The following is a 19591-nucleotide window of genomic DNA, read 5'->3' on the forward strand; positions in this document are numbered from 1 at the left end:
GATCAGCAAGCCGCCTGACCTTCACGCAACGCCATCGTAGAACTCGCCGCGCTCGCGCGCATGTGTCAATCAGGCGGCCTTCGTCGTATGCGTACCCATCAGGACACGATCCTGCGTTGAATATGGCGTTAAGAGCCAAGGCCGCGGTGCGTGCAGTGTAAAGGCGACCACGGCAACAAAGGGTAATGAACTCGGGGCCTGTATTGAATGAGCCTCACCCGAGGGAAGCAACGGCAGCATTGGGTCAAACTGCGACCTGCCAAACTGCTCCGGGCTCGTCCGCTCCTACTGCATTACCCGACGCGGTTCTCGCGCGCACTAGAGCGACCTTGCGTCCTCATCGGGTTACCTTGGCACCGCGCGTGCGCTTAACAAGCCCTGACGTGCGGACACGCGACAAGTCCAGACCAGGATATGAGACGTCATCCACTGCTCGCTTAAGGGTTTGGGCACCCAACGCCGCAGCATTTCTTTGGCACCATAGGTTCGGCCAACCGATTTGCCACTGCTCCGTCCTGTCAGAGCATCCCGCAATTCTTCATCGGGCGTGGTACGCCGGAGTGCGTCCTGAAAGCCATGGCGGAAGCTGTGGTACACTTTGTTGCGGTCATTGATGCCGACGTGGTTGCGTAGATAGCGGCCCCACCATTTGGACCAAGCACTAAGAGCGCCTTTCTGATCAGGAGCAACCGTAGGGAATAGCCAAGCCCGCTCACCCTCTGTACGCCGTGTGGCCACGTACTCAAGAAAACCCAGTTCTGCGAGCTGGGGATGCACGGGGACAACGCGCTCCGATGTCTTCGTCTTGAGCCGCCGTCCTGCCTTGGTGTCCCGCATGAACCACATGAGCGGAACGCCTGTTTCCTCATCTTCGCGAACGTCGGACACAAGCAGGCCCGCGTATTCCGCTTGGCGCGCCCCCACGAACAGCGCGAGCAGTGGGAACCATGTTCCGGCCTCGCCCTTGGCGCCCATGGGAAGCTTGTGCTCGGTGAACAGAGGAGCATTGAAGATTGTCTGCAGGTCGCGGGCATCGAATGGCTCACGCTCGGATTGCTCCTCCGCCAGCCGCATTTCGCTGTACGGGTCAGACCACGGGACATCCTCGGGCACTAAGCCGTGGTGATGACCCCACCCGGCAATAGCTTGCACCGCTCCCAGTTGCTTGTTCACGGTGCCCGGAGAAACCTTTGCGACGGATGACCATCATAAACCTCGTGACCCTGTCTGTATTGCACTCCACGATACTGTTCGCGCCGAGTGAGCTCTGTATCCGGTGATATAGACTGGCGATTCGGGTGGCCTTGGGCAGGCGATACCGGACCCCGTGCCAGAAGAATTTTTCTACGACCCGGTAAGAGATGCTTGCGTCCACATATCTGGCCAGTTGATGCGGTTCCGAAGGCTTCATTTCGAAGCAACCGGAAAAAGATGTAGAAACCTCGCGCGCCGACGCCAAGGTGGAAGAAGCGTGTCTCTTGGAGTCGCTGCAGAAGCGGCTTCGCATGCCTTTGCGGCATGCTTCGCATACTTGCGAAGCACATGCTTAGGTTCTTGACCTACCGTTTCTCGCGTGTAGGATGATCAATCAGACATTGCATATCACAAGATTGTTGGAATTCGAACCCCACGCTCGGATTTCGCGGCACTGTTCGATGGCCGCTAAGAGAAGTTGCGTGACCAGCCTCTTCATTACACGTCAAGACGCATAGACCGCAAAAACCGTTGGTACATCAGTACGGGCATACTTTTCTCAATATTAGCCTTAGTTGTGTGAGGCCATTCCTTGAAAGTCATATGCAATACCGCGTGGCCGCCGGATCGGTCTCCTGAAATAGAAGATCATGCGTTCGCGTAGGCGAACCGTCGCCGGACTGCGTCTGGGCGTCCTGGAAAGCGCTTCCGGTCGCGTCGGTACGCTTTTGATTCACGGCAACTCGTCGTCGAAGGAAATCTTCGCACGGCAGTTCCGCGCTCTTGAGAGTATGGGCCTCGGTGTGGTGGCACCGGACCTGCCCGGCCACGGTGAATCCGACCGGTCGAACACGCCGCGGAAGACCTACAGTTTCCCCGGCTACGCGGCACTGCTTCACCAACTGATGACCCGGCTCGGATATCGATCGTATCACGTCGTCGGTTGGTCCCTTGGAGGACACATCGGGATTGAGATGCTCGCGCATTATCGCGAGGTGAGATCCCTGGTCCTTACGGGCACCCCTCCTGTTCGCCTGAATGCGGAGGGAGTTGGCGCGGGATTTCGGTGGACCCCGTCGACCGCATTGGCCGGTCGGCGCAGATTCTCGTCGGACGATTGTCAACGTTACGTTCGCGCGATGATGGGGGCCAGGCGGGCTTCCGACGCCCATCTTCGCGCGGCGGCCGCGGCCGACGGCAACGCGCGCTACTGGATGGTTCGAAACGGTATGGCCGGCGTGGGCGCGGACGAGGTCGAGACCGTTTGTGCCGACGAACGTCCGCTGGCGATCCTTCAAGGCGCCGCCGATCCTTTCGTCCGCATCGAATACATCAACGGGCTGAAATACCGAAACATCTGGAAGGGAAGTCCCGTACTGCTCGACGCCGGGCATGCGCCGCATTGGCAAGCGCCGGCGACGTTCAATCGGTACATGAGGGAGTTTCTGCATCACGCTGGCTAATTCCACTGGAGCTGGGGGGCACCATGGTTACGACTGTAGAGGATTTCATCGAGAGAACTCAGGTAGCCGGCAGCGACGCCGAGCTGAAAAACCTGTTTCTTGTGACGATGCGGGAGGCAGGATATGAGAACGCGGTTTTCGCGCGGGCGCAGCATAAACGTCTGATTTCGATTCCGTGGAGCGAGTTTCCTCCCGGCTATCTCGACACATACAGGGCCATGCAGTGGGACCGGATCGATCCGGTCGTGCAGCATGTCCACGGCGCACGCGGCCCGTTTAGATGGACCGAAACCTGCCTCCCGAACCAGATCAGCCGAGTTCAACGAAACTTCTTCGAGGAGTGCCGTGAATTGGGCGTCCACTCCGGAATAACGATTCCGATGCGCGGACCCGCCCGCGAAACTGATCTGATTAGTCTCAGCTTTCGAGGACAAGGGGAACCAGAAATCGACAAGACGGCCCGCGTTTACATGATTTGCGTGCAGTATTGGCTCAAGTACTGCGAGCTGGTCGACAAGCGAGAATTACCTGCAGTAGCTTTGACCGCGCAGGAGATCGAGTGTCTAAAGTGGTGCAAGGAAGGGAAAACGAATTGGGAGATCGGAGAAATCCTAAGCATCTCCCAGAAGACAGTCGAATTCCATGTTGGCAACACAATGAAGAAGCTCGGCGCCGGCAATCGCATCACCGCGGTGATCATGGGCATCAAGCACGGAATCATCTCGCTCTAGTCGCGGTGCCGCATCGGTCGATTCGATCGTCGCATCAATGATGTGACCTAGCCGTATCAGCGTCGAGGCGAACAGTTCGATCTCGATGTTAAGCGGCGCCATCACTTTGAGTACTTCGTCGCGGGGCCCGCAACGCTCGATTAGGATACGATCAAGGGCCGCAAAGGCGCGCGGCTCGATCCGCGTCCGATGGCTTGGTGAACTCCAATCCCTGCATCATTCCTAGTCCTTTTGCCTTCAGGTAACCAGGATGTCGAACGGACAGCGATCGGCACCACTGCGTCAGTATGCGCGAGCGTCGATCCACCTCCTTCTCGAAGTCGTCCGTCCACAGATCCAGCGCGGCAGCTGCCGTCGCGAAAGCGAGCGAATTCCCGCCAAAGGTTCCGCTGTGCTCTCCGGGCGACCAGACGTCGTAGCCCGGTCGCATCAGCAGCAACGACATCGGAAGCCCGTATCCACCGATGGATTTCGCAAGGCACACGATATCGGGTACGATGCCGGCGCGCTCGAAGCTGAAGAACGGTCCGGTTCGACCGCAGCCCGTCTGGATCTCGTCGACGATCAACAGGGCGCCTAGACGCTTCGCGGTGGCAGCGAGACCGCCCAGCCATTCGGCCGACGCAACATTCAGTCCCCCTTCTCCTTGGACGGACTCCACCAAAATCGCTGCGACGGATCGATGCCTCCTGACGGGTCCGCCGACATTCTCTCGAACCGGGCAATTTCGTCGAGGCCGGCCCCGGCGTATCCATCGTAAGGAAGTCTTCACCGCCAAGAAGTCCCTGCGCTGAAGCTCGGCACGACGCCGAGCCGGTAGCAGCCAGCGATCCCATCGACACCCCGTGGAAGGCGTTTGTGAACACGACGATCGAGGGCCTTCCGGTGGCCTTGCGCGCGAGCTTTATCGCTGCTTCAACGCAATTGGTACCGGTCGGCCCTGGGAACTGCATGCGATACCGTAAGCCTCGGGGGGCAAGGATCTTCTGCTCGAACTTAGACATGAAGTGGAGCTTGATCTCCGTGTGGAAATCGAGCCCGGCGGATATGCCGTCCGACAGCAGATACTCCACTGCTGCGGAACGCAGATGAGGATGGTTGTGTCCGTAATTGAGCGCGCCACAAGCCGACAACAGGTCTACGTAGGTATGGCCCTCAGTATCGGTGATCACCGATCCACGAGCACTTTTGAAAAGCGCGGGAAAATGCCGACAATAGGCCCTGACTTGAGATTCATGCTCGGCAAAGAATTCGAGGTGATCGCAACCGGCGGGTGATAAATTGGAGTTCATGCGTTCGCCCTCCTGAGCCGGTTCGCATCCTCCGCGTCCGCAATGGATTGCATTTTATCCCGCAGCGCGAGGATGTCGGCGACTACCGACTGGTATCCAGCGTCGAGCGCCACGCGCCCAAGGAAGGTCAACGCGTCGGCCATATTCCTTGCAGTATCTTCATCCACCAAGGGGTGGCTTGTTTTCCCGCTCATGCGGCGTGCCTTTCGGCAGACGTGTCCGGATCGGGTGCCAGAATGTCCTTTCCAATGCCGAACTTTTGGCAATGCCAAGCCGGTCGAATGCTGGGTGTCGGCACAAAGAAGGCACGTTCCATCTCTCCTTCGACGGAGTGTGCAGGCCCTAGCCAGTCGATTCCAGACTGGATGAAATGGGCGAGCAGATGTTCACGCGTGACGCCGATCATCCCCATACCGTCATTACGGTGCAGGAACTCTTGAATGGCGCACAAGAGCTCCGGGAAGATCGTACGCCGGATCGCTGGCTCGACCGTTTTGTCGACACACACGCGCGTAACTTCGAAGATGCCCGTCGAAGAGGGAAGGTCGACATGCTCGACGAGATGCGGCCAATAGCTACGTAGCATGTAGGGCCCGGTAGTACGGAGCAAGCGAGCCACGCCCCTGACCACCCGCTGCTCATCGCGCCAAACCAGATATGTTGCGGCCGGCGTATCGAATTCGTCAAACTCCAAGCCTCCCCACGACGAGTGGTCCAGCTTCCTTCTCTTGACGAAGACCTCGTATCTCAGCCTGGCCTGCGACGCCAAGGCATCCTGGAAATGATGCGCGGTCGCAATGGAAAACGCTTCGATCATGGGTTGTCGCTCCGATGAACGGTGCCATATCGGAGCAAATCGAAGCGTCGCGGTGTACTGGGAGAATCCCTAAGGCCCGCCTCAAGTACTCGTCATGCCCGGCCCAGCCCGGTGTCTCGCTGGCGTATGTTCCCAACCGGGATATTCCCTAGTTTACTTGTGGGCAGTTTGATCTTCTGCTGCACGATCGAAGCTGACGGGAAGGGGATGTATGGCAAAGGGCAAGAAGGGCAAACCAACCAAGAAGAACGGCAAGCCAGCTAAGAAGCAAGGTTCGACCATGTCCGCCAATTTTGCGGGGATGGCCGGCAGTTTCATATCTCGCGACGAGATCTACCATCGCCTTGAGTGGTATTTCGACCACAGCCACAATCCTAAGGGTCCGCACACGATCGATCCGAACACACCGATTGACGCCTTTTTTGAGAACATGGATCCATCCACCGGCCGCAAAGTCCTCTGGGTGAACATCAACAAGATCAACCCGACTTTCGTTCCGGCATGGAAAAGCGCACTTTTCCATGGTGTCCAGTTTCCCTGGTTGTCGAAAAAGGACGTTGCGATCGGATTGCGGGACATTCAGTCGTTCGGCAATTTGATCGACTCGGCCGTGCTTACTTACGAGCATTTCCGCTGGCACGTGAGCTAGGGAGTGTAGAATGAGGTTCGCCGTTTCGACAGCGCTTGCGATAGTTATTTTGGCGCCTACGGTTGGAACGGCGGAGACGCTTTCCGCCGCCAAGTATGACAAGAACAAAGACGGCATCCTGGACGAAAACGAAGCCCTGGTGTGGCGCCTCCACGTCCAGGATCCGGTACTTGCGAAGTACGACGTGAACCTCAACGGGAGGCTCGATCCCGCAGAGCTCGATAGACTCAGGGCCGACAGCGCGACCACCTTCTCGGACCGCGCACGTTCTGTGGCCAACGATGTTCTGTTCTTCAAGAACCGCAAGATTGCCGATATCGACAAGGTGGCGTCGACGCGTCCGCCGCCTGCGGCTCCTGCCGAGGTCAAACCTCCGAAAGGCGGTTGCGAAAACCAGCAGCGGCTATTCGTGCGGAGAGATCGCCTCGACACCTACCAGTACAGAGAGGGAACCTTGCATTACCGGCTTCGTACCGAAATCCAAGGCGAAGGGCGCTTCCGCGAGCGTCACGCATGACGATTGGATCGCTCGAATTCCGCCACCATCAACGGGCGTGTCTCCTACGTGATCTCGCAGAACGATCCCATGAGTCCATGCTTCACCGGCCTGCCGGACGACCCATACGCAAAGCATGATTTCCGCGTGCCCTCCTTGTTCGGGACCACGGTTGCGCTTTGGACTGATGCACAAGGAACCATCAATTCGCCAAGGACCAAAAGCGAAAAGAGCGCTCTAAAGGGCGGTTTTGACGCGCAGGCTGCTATTGCGGGAGGTCCTTTCTTTGATCTGCAGTATTTGATCGCGAGCCCTTACGCTCAGACCGACTTCAGAGGGGAAGCGAGAATCTACGGCGTTACCGCGGCATGGGAGCCGTTTGCGCCGAACGTGCGGCTGGGGGGCACGATCGGAGCGCCTGCCATGAAATATCTCGACTGGTTCTGGCAATTGCGGGCCGAAGCCGACGTCAAGAGAGTCGACGTTGTCGGCGCTACCGCCCTTACGCGCGGCGACTACGCGTGGACAGGGGCGGTCGCCCGCCTGCATCTGACGCCGTTCCCGGATAGGAGCGTCTACGACCCCTTCGGAGAGAACTTGTTTCCCGACCTGGTCGGTCGCTTCTATGCCGATATCACGGTGAATTATCACTGGGAGCTAAACCGGGGCATAGATGCTTTGCTGTGGGGTGCCGAGGTCGGGTTTAACATCACGCCGGACGGCGCGGCCTCGATTTCGGTCAGCTACACCAACGGCCTCGATAAGGATACGCTTATCAAGCAGCGCCAGTACCTGGTCGCACTCAGTTACAAGCTTTGAACTGTTCCCTTGACGCGACGGGAGTTCCAACATGAAGAATGCGCTCACTTACGCGATCTGCGCGGCGACGAGCCTTCTGTGCGGACCTGCAATCGCGGCGGATTCCGATATCACCACTTATCGCGAGATGTGCGATGCCTCTGCGTCGGTCGCTTTGGACGCAAATCACTTCGTGGTGGCCGATGACGAGATGAATGTGCTCCGCGTGTACCGCCGAGGACAGCCCTCCTCCGTGGCACAGGTGGATTTGTCCAAGTTCCTGGGTACCAAGCCAGACAAGGAATCCGACCTGGAGGGAGCCGCACGCGTTGGCAACACCATCTTCTGGATTTCCTCGCATGGGACCAATAGCGAGGGGAAAGTTCAAGACCGCCGACGCAGATTCTTTGCGACCGAGGTCATTCCGGGGTCCTCGCCGCCCACCCTTCGCCCGCTTGGGAAGCCCTATTCCACATTGGTCGACGATCTCGCCAAGCTTTCGCAGTACAAGTTGGGTGAAGCTGCGACCAAACCTCCCAAGACTTTCGGGGCGCTCAATATCGAGGGCCTCGCGGAGGGGGTTAACGGCAACCTTCTCATCGGCTTTCGCAACCCGCTGCCCGGCAACAAGGCCCTCATCATTCCGCTCAAGAACCCAACCGAATTGGTCGACGAGAAACCGGAAGCACGTGAGAAGCCGGAGGTACGTGAGAAGGCAGAAGTACGTCAGAAGATAGAGGCGAGTTTCGGAACTCCCATCGAACTGGATTTACAAGGTCGAGGTATACGAAGCATCGAGCGTGTAGGAAGCGCCTATCTAATCGTCGCGGGACCAATCGACGGCAAAGGGGATTTCAAGCTGTTTCGCTGGTCGGGAAAAGAGAACGGCGAAGGCATCGAGCCCGTCGATGCACCCGCCTTAAAGGGGCTCTTTCCCGAAGCTATGTTCGCGATCCCCGAAACGGGGGAGGTTCAGATTTTGAGCGACGACGGAACATTTCCGGTTGGCGGCGGCGAATGCAAAGGTGCTGCCCGCACCGAACAAACATTTAGAAGCGTTACCATCAAGCCGTAACTACTCAACGGCTCCGCGAACGCTGTCTTGGGCCGGACGATCGGTCGGGCTCTTGTGACGAGGGTACCGATTGCTGCCGCGTGGCCGACACATAGCTCCTATAGCCGGGCATCGCTTCGTCGCGGCCCGATGCCGGCAGCAAGCGCCACTGCGCACCCTCACCAGGCGACACGGGATATCGGTCGCGTTTCCGCGCGAAGCGTCACCAGCCCCCTCTAATCCGACGAGAGCCCAATCGGGCGGCTTAGCGGCTGCACGCCGGGCTAGGTCGTCGACGATTTTGCCAGACCGAGCGCTTCTCGAAGTTGGTTTAGGTCGATGCCGCCCCCTAGTTGTCACCGCTTATGGCTGTCAACTTCGGGGCCTTCGGCGGTCGGCCAAAACGTGGACCTTTGCCGCATTTCGGTCCGGTGCATCTCAAAGCCTGCACCGCATGACCGCGAAGAGGTTTTCTCCTCCCTGATTTGTCGGGAGCAGGAAACCGCCATCGTTCAGTCCCAGCGGCCGCTTCGTGACCGAGTTGCCGACATTGCCACCGACGACCTGCACCTGACTGCCGCCGGCTTCGACGACGACGTCGCAATGTCCGGGATAATCGCCGCCATTCTGATGTTGATAGTCGATCCCCTCTCGTCGGGCCCAGCAGACGAGATCTCCCACTTGCGGCTTCCACTCCCGCAACTGGTAGCCGTAATAGCTTGCTTGGGGTCGCGCCTGCAGCAGGTCCTTGATCGAACGGAAAATGTAGACCGAATGCTGCGGGCTGTAGCTGAAACGGGTGCCAGCGCCGGCAGTCCGCATGACCCATGAAATGAACGCGGCCGACCACGGCACGCTGTGATCGAGACCGGTGAGCGTATCGTTGTTGACACCGTCCTTCCAATATTTGCCGACGTACTTGTAGTAGGGATCCTCGCCCTCCTTGTGCCCAACCCGGGTGGCGTTTCCGTCGATATCGTAGGTCTGTCCCCCGAACCTTTGCCATTCGGCCAAAGCGATGGCAGCCGCGCGGGCGCCAAAGCCGCTCGGCGCTGTCGCATCGGCCACTAGCAGATCGGCCACGTGGGAAGACTCGGTTGCAGACAGATCAAGCTCGAGATTGGCGTTGGCGCGACTGGACATCTGATCCAGGGCCGGAGACAGCGCTGGCCTGGTCCAGACCGCCTTGGTCTTGCTCAACCAGAAGCGCCGATCGTCAATACCCGTTTGACCACCGTTGATCGCGTACGTGACGCCGACGATATCGTCGTCGTCCGCAAGCTCGTTGCAGGACTTGCCGTGATAGCCGCTCGCACCCCACTCCGCTGCGGCGATCTCGAGACAGTGGTCGTGATGGAACGCAAGGTCGGGATTCGTTTCCAGATCGTCGATGCCCAGGTCGTGACCGAATTTGGCATACGCTGCCCGGCCGGTCATCTGGATCAATCCACGGCCACGGTACTTGAAGCCGTCTCCCGGATTCACGTTTCCGAGGCGGCCACCATAGACGTAGTTGCCCAGCTTCTCCTCATTGTGCGCGTACTGCTGGGCGATTTCCAACGTCGGAAAGCGTCGTGGCCAGACTGCCATCAGGCGCGATGGAGAATAATACAGGCTTTCGATTTGGATCTTGAGACCACCTGTTTCCTGAAGCATCTGCGCAAAGAAATGCGCCAATCTCAATCCGCTGGCGGCGATCTTGAATTTTGAGAGGATTTCGTTGGCGGTTGGCGAGCTAAAAGCGGCCGCATACTCCTCCTTCATTGAGGGCGCCAGAGACTGAACCTGAGCAAAAGTTATTTTCATGACAACATCTCCTCGCGGAAACCGCTACACGTCCTGATTGGCCTGAGCTCTCGAAGTCGGAGTCGCGGCCTCTACGCTCGGGCTCGGCGCCGGCGCTTCGCCGGCAGTGTCGGCTGTCGCTCCGCTGGCAGTGTTGGGCGCCGCTTCGCTGGCCGTATTGGGCTGCACTTCGTCGGTCCGAGTGCCGTCATCGACCGGGGCCTCGAGCGGTGCAGATGGCAGTTCGGGAGCAGGCGGAGGCGTCGGAGGCGGCGACGGCGTAGTGAACGCCCCCACGATGCGATCCATCGCTGCGAACACGAGATCCGCGCTGTAGCCGGCCACGAAGGCAAGGGCGAACGGGGAAAGTGATGCGGTGACGGATCCTGTCGAAGGCTGGAGCAGCCACCCGGCTGCCAGGCCGGACAACGCGCCGATCGGGACCCGCAACGAGTATTTTCTCTTCAGCGCAGACGCTTCCTCGCCGGCCACGGTCTCATCCGAGAGGCGCCTGAGTACGAATGCTATGGCGCCCAGCATTCCGTACAGCACCGGCAGCAGGAAGCCGCCGACGAACGATGTGGCGAGTTCAAGCTGGACTTGAGCCACGACCTCGGGCCTGTCCTTTTCTCCCTTGTATTCGCTTGTGCCTAGGCCGATGACTCCAAGGAAGCTCGCTACCTTGCGCGGAAACCCCATTAGATAGTCGGCGACGTGAAGGTACGTGGCTTGCTTTCCGGCCAGCTCCGAATTCTTGGTCTGGACTGCGGCCTGTGCCGCGGTCTGTACCGCGCCGCCGGCGACGGCCGCAGGAGCGCCTCCGGCCGGCATCACTTCCGCGGCCTCGATGCTCTTATTTACTTCCAGCAATCCCTTCTGCACTGCTACGAATGACGAGAAGTAAAGCTGTAGCAACAGCAATGCCGTGAGGATTCCGTAGAAGAAGCGCCGATAATAACCTCTGGCCTCTTCCGGCGACTTGATCTTGGAATTCAGTGCGCCGTAAGCGGCCCAGAAATGTGACTGCGTCTCCGGGCTTGCTTGCAACAGATTGTTGGTGGTTTGCGCCGCGATGATTGGTGCGGATATCTTTGTGGGAATCTCCACCCCGCGCTCCGAGAGCTTTCTCATCGAGGTGCGCGCCGTCCCGACCGGGTCCGGAGTAGCGGCTGTTTTGGCGGACCAGAAACCCATAACTGCTGTCCGTGAATTGGTCTTTCACGGTGGACAGTGCCTCAGGATGACGCCGGGCACTCCTAGGAGGTTCACTAGGTAGCTCGCGAGGGCCATTTTGGCGCCGCAAGAGAGGCCCGAGTCGAACAGGGTTTCGACTGGGCGGGAGCCTAGGACATCCACAAGCTGCTTTGCAGAAAATACGTCGCCTGAGGGGGCGCGTCGCTCAGAGAACCTGTCGGGCAATTAGCGTGTGAGCGCTTTCGTTCTCCCTGGGGGCGTTGACGGCCTCCAAGGTAAATGCCTTCAACAATTCGTTCAGCCGCGCTTCCTCATCCCGACCCTCCGGGTAGCGCAGTTGGATGAGCAGTCGGGCGAGCTGCAGCTTGAAGAGAAGCGCCTTTATTGAACGAGGGCTCGGCCGCCGCTTGATGGAGCGGAAATAGCCAGGCATGAAACCACAGAGTCTTTCGATCTCTTCGTCCGAGAATCTCACGTCGCCAGTTTCGAATGGAGCCTCGGTGGGCTTTGTGACAGGTTCGATCGAGCTCTGCTGCGGCACCTCGACGGTCTGTTGAAGAGCTTCCTTGTTGCGTCGAGCGCTCTTAAGCGTCTGGCCATCCGACTCGCGCGCCAGATGTAGTCTTCGGCGCGGCCCGATGTAGGACTATGCGCCGTAAGATGCACGCATTCCGAGCACAACTTACTTTTGCGCCGAAGGCCAGCCCGACACCTCGCGAAGCTCGGTTTGACCCAACAATCGAACGAGTTGGCCGCGGCCCACGAAAAAGTAAGAGGTGAGCTTCTTGCTAGATACACCTGCATCGAAGTGAAGCCATAAGGTTTAGGATTTTGCGCGCGATTTTGTGGTTTCGCTCACGTGTCGTCGTCGGTGAGGTCAACGATGACCTTGGCAATCAGTGTAGACTTGACCGGGTCGTCGACCAGTTGGGCGCGAACGGTGGCGGATGAAACATCTCTCCTGAACGAACCCCATGGCCAGCCCAGCAACTGCTCTGCGTGCCTCTCGAAACTAAGGACCAAGGCTGGATCAGCCCGACGCACGTAGGGCTTGAAAAGCCATGAGAGTTCGGAGCCGAGAGCACCTGCTTGAATGACGGCGCTTTCGTCGACTTCGACAACGACCGCATTTCCAACGCGGCTCACTCTTCCGGTGGGCGCGCCCCGGCTCGTGCCCGCCTTCGCCGACGGCTCCGAACTGACCTTGTAGGTGAAAGGCCGGTCAGGCATTCCGTCCGGATCAATGAAAATGGGCCCCCCTAGATCGGCGTCCGGATCCTCCGGTGGCCCCCTGAGGAAGATGATCCGCCCCGGACGCAGGCTCAAAAGGGCGCCGGTAGGATCAGCTACCAAGCCCCGGAAGAATGTGCTCGTGGCGCTCCGCTTCGCGTATGAGCGGCCAAAGGATATTAGTCGTTCGACGTCGTCGACCCATGGCATCACGATGGTATCGACCTTCATCCCGTGCGGAACGCCGAGAAGGTCGGGCACGCCGTTCACATGGTCATCGTCGAAGTGCGAGAGGAAAAGGAGATCAATCCGGCGTTCCGGCGAATTCTCCACTACTCGATCGACGACGATTCCGCAGCGTTTGAGCCACAATCATAGACGTAGGTGAACTTGCGATTCGCAAATACCTCGACGGTGCCTTGTCCTTGCTGAATCAACGAATTTTCGCCCGGTGCGACCAGTTCTCCCAGATGGAAGCCGCCCTGCCCCACTGCGTATTGGTGACGCGTGTGCATAAGGACGGGCCCCTGCGACAAGATCATTAGCGACGTCATGGTAGTTCCGATAGTTCAACCCTTCCCTACGGCCAAGCCTCGGCAACCGGGGATCGACGCTTAGCCGGTAGGTACGCAATGCGCCATATCATGCTCGTGGCCCGATCGCCGTTGTGCACAGGCGCGGCACGGCCGCCGCAACAAATTCGAAGAAAGACGATGTACGACGATATTCCGACGTCCTCGTATACGTAAGCTAGGGACGTTCCTCGTTGCTTTCGACAGGTACCGCTGGAGGGTCAGTTCGAATTTTTTGGCGCGGATCTGGGAGCGGGCTCGCCATCGCCAAGCACCCCAAGGGAATTCCCTAGTTGTCGGGCAACGACCCGCGGCTCAAAGTCTAGAACCTGCAATTTTGCAATCTCTCCTAGGAGCGGAACATGAAGTACGCTGTGCTGCTGTTCGTTGCCTTGCTCTCGACAACCACCGTACAAGCCGTCGAGCTATCCTCGAAGGCGCCACTGCCTGTGTGCGAGAAAACTGCGAGCGCGGATGCAAAGCTCTTGCGTTTCGCTCAGAACCGCTCGCCGCGGCGTTGCGGTCAATGTACGGATACCAACAACCGTTCGGGCTGCTGGATGCAAATAAATGGGCGAAACTACTGTTCGGCCTGTTGATTCATCAGCGATTATCGCCCCGCGATCGATCGAGTAGCGATTTCAACTCTTTCCCATCGTCGCGGCTCTCGATGAAGGAATAGGCGTCCTTTCCGTCGGGATCGACGACGTCGAGCTGCGGTTTGCCGTCGAGCACCGATTGGATCACGCCCAGATCGAATCCGGTCTCGATGGCGCGCATCAGGACTGTCCTTCCACTCTCCCCCTTAAAAGACGAGTCTGCACCGTTCTTGAGAAGTATCTGTAGAATCTCGCCGGCTTTGCGCGTCACTCTGTCTTTCTCAGAAGCATCGTCACTAGCGATGAAGCGCAAGGTGAGTGTCTCGTCGATCGCGCCGTTGCCCCAGTACTCGAGGAAGTCGCTGCCATAGAGTGCTTTTCCGCGACCGGCCAGATAGGTGACCGCCTCAGGACGATGCGACCGGACGGCCAGAACCAGCGGCGTTTCGCCCGATTTGTTTCGAGAGATAATCGCGTCCTTGGCCTTCAATTGCGCATCGTCTGCGAGGAGTGTCTGCAGCGAGGGTGTATCGCCGCCCGCCGCGGCTTCGTGGACGGCTAAGTTTCCGCCCTCGTCGGCGGCGGCTGCATCGACGCCATGTTGAATGAGAGATTTGACGATCTGTCTCTGTTTCAAATTGATCGCGATCTTAAGAGCGTCTATTCCATCGACTCCTCCCCATCTCGACGCAATAGCTGCCTTTGCGTTCACGTCTGCTCTGGCCTTGATCAAGAGCTCCGCGATCTTCGGTTTCCGTTCGATCAGCGCGATCATGAGAACGGTACGCCCTGGCCATACGATGTTTCCCGGAAGCTTCTGCTCCCTTGCGTTCTTGTCAGCGCCGCGCCACAACGCGCGCTTTACCTTTTCGGCGCTTCCATCGACGACGGCGTCGAGCAATGGCTGGTCGGACGGTTTGACCGCCTTGCGATAGGGCTCCGCCAAAAAACAAGACATTGCGGCCTGGCCCATCATGATGCGGGGAAGGCCGGCCCGACGGTTGGTGAACTCGGGAAGGATGGTGTTGAAGGCCAAGCTGACAGGGACGAGATACCTGATGTTGCAAGATTCGCCTCGTCGAGCACCGGCTTCAATCAACGCCGTGATGACTTCCTTGTCTCCCAAAAGCGTCGCCATCGTCAGAAGCGAAAGATCGTATTTCTCATTCTGATAATATATGAAAATCACCGCGTTGGGATCCGCGCCGGCGATGAGGTCGCGAAACTTGGGATCCGCGGACATGATCGCCTTGGCGAGTTCGATGCTCTGACGGTCTTGGGCCTCATCCCTGGGTCTCTCTTTCGAGACGACCGCCTTATCTGCCGCTGCAACCTCGCCGTTCGGACACGAAATCGCAACCACGAGAATCGCAGTGGCAAACGCCCGCCGAACCATGGCGGTTATTTTCCGCATTGATCTTCCTTCTTTTTCATCTCCTGGTAGATGATCTTACATTCGTTGCACTTGGCCGCACAGCTTGCCGAACCCGTCGGACATTTGTCGCAGGCGGGCGGCTGCCCGAATTTGGGGGCGCACTCCTTCGCATACTGCTTGCTGAGGTCTGCCAATTGCTCCGCGCAAGTAAGCGACTGTGGATCCCTCGTCTGTGCCAAGCAGGCCGAAGCGCACAGGACCGAGATAACCAGTATCGAAAGGAAACGCAGCATGGATTGTTCTCCTATGGGCGGTTCATTCGACGCCCAACTGCTCCGCGATGACCTTTTTCAGGCAATCCGGCGAAATTTCACCGTCGGCCGAAGGCGCGGCCCCGCAGCGGGACCGGGTACCCAATTGGTTCGAAATCAATAGTCTTGTTACGGGGGACAACCGCCAACCCAGTGGCAACGGGTATCCCAAACCGTCGAGATCGAAGCGAAACAGCTTTTTGGCTATTCCGGTCGATGCTTTTGCGGATCGTGCCACCAGCAATTCGGCCCGTGATGTTTCCAAAGGCGCGCGCGCGTTTCTGGTACTCATCATGCTGGAGATTGGCGAGAGCCATTCTCCGAACCCGGCAAAAGACCCCAAGTCGAAGCGCTTAGAATTCAGTGTGATGATGTTGATCTCGATCTTCTCCCGGAAAGGTCGAAGTTTGGGATCAGCTTCGACGGCGGCCTCTAGAGAGCTGAGGAGATCGAGAGCGGTAGCCAGTCCCGAATTCTCGAAATATCCGCCGTCGACTACTCTCACCTTTACCGGCTTCTTGTCCTTCGGCCCTACGTCTTCGAAGTATCCTGCGGGGGTTACCCAAGGGAAACGCGAACTGAGGAACGCGGCCGTGCTGACCGAAATATTCGGCACGAATTTGGGAAAACGGCGGGCGAGTTCCGTATCGCTCCAGATCGGCACGAATGAGGTTTCAATACCCTCGAATTCAAACGGAGCGATTATACGCCGCTGCCCAGAATTTACCTCGGTGGTATTCAGTACAAGCGCCGGAGCGGGTGACCGCGCTGGCTGCCAAAGACTTGTGAAAGACGACGAAAGTGGAAGCGTCAGTTTGTCGTTTGTACCGCGTAGACTTCTAAATTGCTTCGACGCCATTATTTTCTGCCAGGACTGTTCGAGTCCAAGCTCGAGCGATTGCGCGCGATCAAAAGGCGGGACGGCGATCGGAAGTGTCTGCTGGAATGCGTCGGGGAAAAGGAAGCTGCCGAGAAGCGGCGTGAGGTAGTCTTCACTCAACAACTCGTCTGTGGCGTCCTGAAAAATCGGGGAGGTATCGTTAGTCTTGCGGCAGGGGCGCCCCCCAATCACGTTTGTTACCCCCGCTTCGCTGGCCTGATGAAGGAGCGAGGCGAATACCGATCCACCGACGCTTCCTCCCGAGACGCCGCTGATCGCGAAAATATGTCGTCCGAAATTGGGGCAATCGTCCTGGACGGTCGCCAAGAAGCCGGCTGCGTGGTAGGCGGCATAAATGCCCCCGCCTTGGGCGGCGACAATGTATATCGGGTATTTTTTGCTCGAGAAAGCGCTCAGGTCCGCCGAACGAGCTTCCAGCCAGGTTCGAAATTGGTCACGAACCGTGGTTCTCGAAGGCGGACTTTGATTCGGAAGCGTACTTACTCGATGGTCATCGTTCAGATCGAACGCCGAGTACAATAGCGCCGCCAGAACAATGCAGATTATGATCGGAAAGCCTCGACGTCGACCTTCCGTCCCCAGCCACGAGAGCCAGAACCCGGCGAGAAAAAGAGCCATCGCGAGCAACGGAACCGGCATTAGTACTCTAGCAACGACTATGCGCGTGCCCGAGATTGCAAACGCGGCGATGAGAAGCATGGTCGCGACCATCGCAGCCGTCGCCAAGTACGAACGCCCAGAGCCCATGGCCGCTCCGCGCGAATACCGGGACACGATCGCGAGAAGGAGAATTCCGGAGGCGACCGCCAGGACACCAAATGCAAACGACGAATAGAACAGATAGTCGTCGAAGCGCATGATGTTGGACGCGAAGCGGTCGGCGATGGGGGCCACCTGCTCGGCGGTACCGGCGCCGTCGAGGACCAGATAGTCGAGTCTGGCCTGCATGAGAGCCGACCGCACTGGACCGAGCGCCGCATCGTCGATCCTGGACCAGAAAATGCCGACGGCTGCGCCGACTATGGGGAATTGAGCGACAGCCATTGGTACCAGCGGACCGGCTGGCGGGCCTGCACCCGTCGCTGGCCGCCCGTAGATTCGGTCCAAGTAGAAGAGGCCCCAACAGAGCAGCACCAGAGCAATCGAAGATAGGGTTGGTTCGATCCAGGCCCGCGGAACGCCAATAGCGATCGCCTCGGCCATAGACCGATAGATTTCATGCACTTGCGGGGGGAATGCCAGGATGAAACCGCAGGCCAACGCCATCAGGACCGTCTGGCTTCGCTTCAACGTAGCCTCCCGCATTGCGCAACCGAATGCGCCCCGATCGGTCAACTGCCGACGAAGCTAAGATGGCAGATCTTGTCCGTCTCTCCACCTCGCCTATCCTGTCACAGCCGTCGCGTCCATCGTCCTAGGAGGCTCCCTAGGACGCCAGGTCGCGGTAGATCGGGCCCGGATCGAAAACGTTCAGGCCCCGACCTCGCGGCATGATGGAGCACACTTTCGAACTCACGGGCATCCGGTGTTCAGCGAAAACGAACTGGTAACGAGCGCAGCTACCGCATTGGCAGCGTTCGTCTGTGGGTGGCCGCGAGTTTGGCTTTGTCACAGCCACCCATATGGTTCTCCCGGATCCGCTTCGGTCTAGACCATGGGGAACAGCAGCACATCGGCAAGTCGACGTGCATCCGTCAGGATCATGACGATCCGATCGATGCCCAACCCTGCACCACCGGCCTGCGGCATCCCGTGCTCGATCGCCCTGAGAAAGTCCTCGTCCAAACCGTAAGGCTCTTCGCGTGCGATATCTTGATTTTCGAGCCGTTGCCGCTGTTCGATCGGATCGTTGAGTTCGCTGTAGGCGTTGCCAATTTCCATGCCTGCAACAAAAGGCTCAAACCGCTCGACAAGACGACTATCGCACCGGTGCCGCTTCGTCAGCGGGCTGACCTCGACCGGATGATCAATCACGAAAACCGGTCCCACCAGTTCCGGCTCGACCAGCGCCTCGAAGAGGCCCATGAGCGCCTCACCCCATGTGAAGTGACCTATTTCAGGATCAATCCGTCGATACTCGTTCAGGACATCTGCCTCGGACAACTCGGTCGGGGAGCGCTTGAGAGCCAACGCCACCGCGTCCAGGACCTTCACCCGCGGCCACGGAGGAGCAAAATCGAATGTGCGGTCCCGGAACCTGACGAAATGGGAGCCATGCACCTCCATGGCGAGTCCTCCGACGAGATTCTCGAACCGGACCATTTGCTCGCGGTAGTCAGAAAAGGCTTCGTACCATTCGATCGCCGTGAATTCCGGACTGTGCGAATGATCGATGCCCTCGTTGCGGAAATTCTTGCCGATCTCGAACACCTTCGGGATCCCGCCGCAAAGTGCGCGCTTGAGGCTGCATTCCGGGGAAACCCGCAGGTAAAGATCGCTTCCGAGCGCCTTGCTTGTCGTCACGAAGGGCTGGGCCGCGGCGCCTCCGTAGGCGCCGGAGAGAATCGGCGTATCGACTTCGACGAACCCCTCGTTCTCGAAATATCGCCGTATTGCGCGAATGATCTTGGTCCTGCACAAGATCCTCTGGCGAAGCTCGCGGTCGGCGATCAGTGCTACGTGTCGCTCCCTCGCCAAGCGTCCTTGGTCGACGAGAGCCTGATGCACGCTCCCGGCGGCTGTCCGCTTCCCGGCCGGCAGCGGCCGGACGGACTTTGCAAGCACATGGAGCGTTTTTACCTTGAAACTCTTTTCGCCCCTCTGCGTCATGAACATCGTGCCCTCGGCTCCGACAAAATCGCCCAGATCGAGGTACTCGACGAGTTCCATGGCCTCCTGATCGGAGTGCGCGGCGGCCACGTAAAGTTGGATACGTTCGTCGTCGTGAACGAGATCGGCGAAGGCGCCCGAACCGAAATGGCGGAGTCCGAGAAGCCGGCCGGCGAAGCGCAACTGGGTCGAATCGGAGATGAGATCGTCGGAGTTGAGTAGTGCATCCCGAATCGGCATCGTCGGCTTGAATGCAGCCGCCGGATAGGGATCGACACCCCGGTCCCGCAAGGCCTTGATACGGGTCAGCCGCACCGACATTTCGCTGTTCGAGTTGTTGAGCGTTGTCATGTTCATTTCA

17 protein-coding genes and 1 pseudogene are annotated in these 19591 nt (G+C 58.7%); 6 read left to right on the forward strand and 12 right to left on the reverse strand.

The window, feature by feature from the left end; genetic code table 11:
* Positions 1-345: 345 nt before the first annotated feature.
* Positions 346-1173, reverse strand: a complete 828-nt coding sequence (locus ABIB80_RS33695; RefSeq protein ID WP_354129022.1) for a site-specific integrase — start codon at positions 1171-1173, stop codon at positions 346-348.
* 671 nt (positions 1174-1844) lie between these two features.
* Here ABIB80_RS33695 and ABIB80_RS33700 point away from each other — a divergent pair.
* Together ABIB80_RS33700 and ABIB80_RS33705 are read left to right on the forward strand one after the other, a co-directional pair.
* Positions 1845-2657, forward strand: a complete 813-nt coding sequence (locus ABIB80_RS33700; protein WP_279682367.1) for an alpha/beta fold hydrolase — start codon at positions 1845-1847, stop codon at positions 2655-2657.
* Between the two features lie 23 nt (positions 2658-2680).
* Positions 2681-3388, forward strand: coding sequence for a helix-turn-helix transcriptional regulator (locus ABIB80_RS33705; protein ID WP_354129023.1), 708 nt, complete (start codon positions 2681-2683; stop codon positions 3386-3388).
* Between the two features lie 151 nt (positions 3389-3539).
* On the opposite strand, the gene ABIB80_RS33710 is transcribed toward ABIB80_RS33705, so the two are convergent.
* The 4 genes and pseudogenes from ABIB80_RS33710 to ABIB80_RS33725 form a co-directional block, all read right to left on the reverse strand.
* Positions 3540-4160 carry an aminotransferase class III-fold pyridoxal phosphate-dependent enzyme gene (locus ABIB80_RS33710; RefSeq protein ID WP_354129074.1) on the reverse strand — a complete coding sequence of 207 codons (621 nt, stop codon included), beginning with the start codon at positions 4158-4160 and terminating at the stop codon, positions 3540-3542.
* 37 nt (positions 4161-4197) lie between these two features.
* A pseudogene (locus tag ABIB80_RS33715) lies at positions 4198-4680 on the reverse strand (aminotransferase class III-fold pyridoxal phosphate-dependent enzyme); the annotation flags it as partial.
* Positions 4677-4874, reverse strand: coding sequence for a hypothetical protein (locus tag ABIB80_RS33720; RefSeq protein WP_279682361.1), 198 nt, complete (start codon positions 4872-4874; stop codon positions 4677-4679). The gene ABIB80_RS33720 and the pseudogene ABIB80_RS33715, both read right to left, overlap by 4 nt.
* The gene (locus ABIB80_RS33725; RefSeq protein ID WP_354129024.1) at positions 4871-5497 is read right to left on the reverse strand and encodes an acyl-homoserine-lactone synthase; all 627 of its coding nucleotides are present in this window, start codon (positions 5495-5497) and stop codon (positions 4871-4873) included. The genes ABIB80_RS33720 and ABIB80_RS33725 overlap by 4 nt, the downstream gene beginning before the upstream one ends.
* 211 nt (positions 5498-5708) lie before the next feature.
* On the opposite strand from ABIB80_RS33725, the gene ABIB80_RS33730 reads away from it, so the two are divergent.
* The 4 genes from ABIB80_RS33730 to ABIB80_RS33745 are packed head-to-tail and all read left to right on the forward strand — an operon-like array spanning position 5709 to position 8515.
* On the forward strand, positions 5709-6146 hold the full coding sequence (locus ABIB80_RS33730; RefSeq protein WP_354129025.1) for a hypothetical protein: 438 nt from the start codon (positions 5709-5711) through the stop codon (positions 6144-6146).
* A 10-nt stretch (positions 6147-6156) separates the two neighbouring features.
* Complete coding sequence (locus tag ABIB80_RS33735) at positions 6157-6663, forward strand: hypothetical protein (RefSeq protein WP_354129026.1); 507 nt, start codon at positions 6157-6159, stop codon at positions 6661-6663.
* Between the two features lie 3 nt (positions 6664-6666).
* The gene (locus ABIB80_RS33740; protein WP_354129027.1) at positions 6667-7461 is read left to right on the forward strand and encodes a hypothetical protein; all 795 of its coding nucleotides are present in this window, start codon (positions 6667-6669) and stop codon (positions 7459-7461) included.
* Positions 7462-7492: 31 nt separating this feature from the next.
* Entirely contained in the window at positions 7493-8515 is a 1023-nt protein-coding gene (locus ABIB80_RS33745; RefSeq protein ID WP_354129028.1) for a DUF3616 domain-containing protein, read from the forward strand.
* Between the two features lie 417 nt (positions 8516-8932).
* Here the strand turns inward: ABIB80_RS33745 and ABIB80_RS33750 are convergent, their stop codons facing one another.
* The 7 genes from ABIB80_RS33750 to lysS all read right to left on the reverse strand — a co-directional run bounded on the left by ABIB80_RS33750 (position 8933) and on the right by lysS (position 19587).
* Entirely contained in the window at positions 8933-10300 is a 1368-nt protein-coding gene (locus tag ABIB80_RS33750) for a DUF2272 domain-containing protein (RefSeq protein WP_354129029.1), read from the reverse strand.
* A 24-nt stretch (positions 10301-10324) separates the two neighbouring features.
* The gene (locus tag ABIB80_RS33755) at positions 10325-11473 is read right to left on the reverse strand and encodes a hypothetical protein (protein WP_354129030.1); all 1149 of its coding nucleotides are present in this window, start codon (positions 11471-11473) and stop codon (positions 10325-10327) included.
* A gap of 205 nt (positions 11474-11678) precedes the next feature.
* Complete coding sequence (locus ABIB80_RS33760) at positions 11679-12014, reverse strand: hypothetical protein (RefSeq protein WP_354129031.1); 336 nt, start codon at positions 12012-12014, stop codon at positions 11679-11681.
* Positions 12015-12328: 314 nt separating this feature from the next.
* On the reverse strand, positions 12329-13036 hold the full coding sequence (locus ABIB80_RS33765; protein ID WP_354129032.1) for a hypothetical protein: 708 nt from the start codon (positions 13034-13036) through the stop codon (positions 12329-12331).
* An 842-nt stretch (positions 13037-13878) separates the two neighbouring features.
* Positions 13879-15288, reverse strand: coding sequence for an ankyrin repeat domain-containing protein (locus ABIB80_RS33770; protein ID WP_354129033.1), 1410 nt, complete (start codon positions 15286-15288; stop codon positions 13879-13881).
* A 276-nt stretch (positions 15289-15564) separates the two neighbouring features.
* The gene (locus ABIB80_RS33775) at positions 15565-17751 is read right to left on the reverse strand and encodes a hypothetical protein (RefSeq protein ID WP_354129034.1); all 2187 of its coding nucleotides are present in this window, start codon (positions 17749-17751) and stop codon (positions 15565-15567) included.
* A 357-nt stretch (positions 17752-18108) separates the two neighbouring features.
* Positions 18109-19587 (reverse strand): lysine--tRNA ligase, encoded by a 1479-nt coding sequence (gene lysS / locus ABIB80_RS33780; protein WP_354129035.1) that lies wholly within the window; start codon positions 19585-19587, stop codon positions 18109-18111.
* Between the last annotated feature and the right edge of the window lie 4 nt (positions 19588-19591).

It is taken from the genome of Bradyrhizobium sp. i1.15.2 (assembly GCF_040548425.1).
Taxonomy (GTDB): domain Bacteria; phylum Pseudomonadota; class Alphaproteobacteria; order Rhizobiales; family Xanthobacteraceae; genus Bradyrhizobium; species Bradyrhizobium canariense.

Bases quoted from the DNA above. Each gene is read 5' to 3' on its own strand.
- ABIB80_RS33770 (WP_354129033.1), bottom strand. From the start codon at position 15,288: ATGCGGAAAATAACCGCCATGGTTCGGCGGGCGTTTGCCACTGCGATT.
- ABIB80_RS33755 (WP_354129030.1), bottom strand. From the start codon at position 11,473: ATGGGTTTCTGGTCCGCCAAAACAGCCGCTACTCCGGACCCGGTCGGG.
- ABIB80_RS33735 (WP_354129026.1), top strand. From the start codon at position 6,157: ATGAGGTTCGCCGTTTCGACAGCGCTTGCGATAGTTATTTTGGCGCCT.
- ABIB80_RS33700 (WP_279682367.1), top strand. From the start codon at position 1,845: ATGCGTTCGCGTAGGCGAACCGTCGCCGGACTGCGTCTGGGCGTCCTG.
- ABIB80_RS33730 (WP_354129025.1), top strand. From the start codon at position 5,709: ATGGCAAAGGGCAAGAAGGGCAAACCAACCAAGAAGAACGGCAAGCCA.
- lysS (WP_354129035.1), bottom strand. From the start codon at position 19,587: ATGAACATGACAACGCTCAACAACTCGAACAGCGAAATGTCGGTGCGG.
- ABIB80_RS33705 (WP_354129023.1), top strand. From the start codon at position 2,681: ATGGTTACGACTGTAGAGGATTTCATCGAGAGAACTCAGGTAGCCGGC.
- ABIB80_RS33750 (WP_354129029.1), bottom strand. From the start codon at position 10,300: ATGAAAATAACTTTTGCTCAGGTTCAGTCTCTGGCGCCCTCAATGAAG.
- ABIB80_RS33745 (WP_354129028.1), top strand. From the start codon at position 7,493: ATGAAGAATGCGCTCACTTACGCGATCTGCGCGGCGACGAGCCTTCTG.
- ABIB80_RS33720 (WP_279682361.1), bottom strand. From the start codon at position 4,874: ATGAGCGGGAAAACAAGCCACCCCTTGGTGGATGAAGATACTGCAAGG.
- ABIB80_RS33725 (WP_354129024.1), bottom strand. From the start codon at position 5,497: ATGATCGAAGCGTTTTCCATTGCGACCGCGCATCATTTCCAGGATGCC.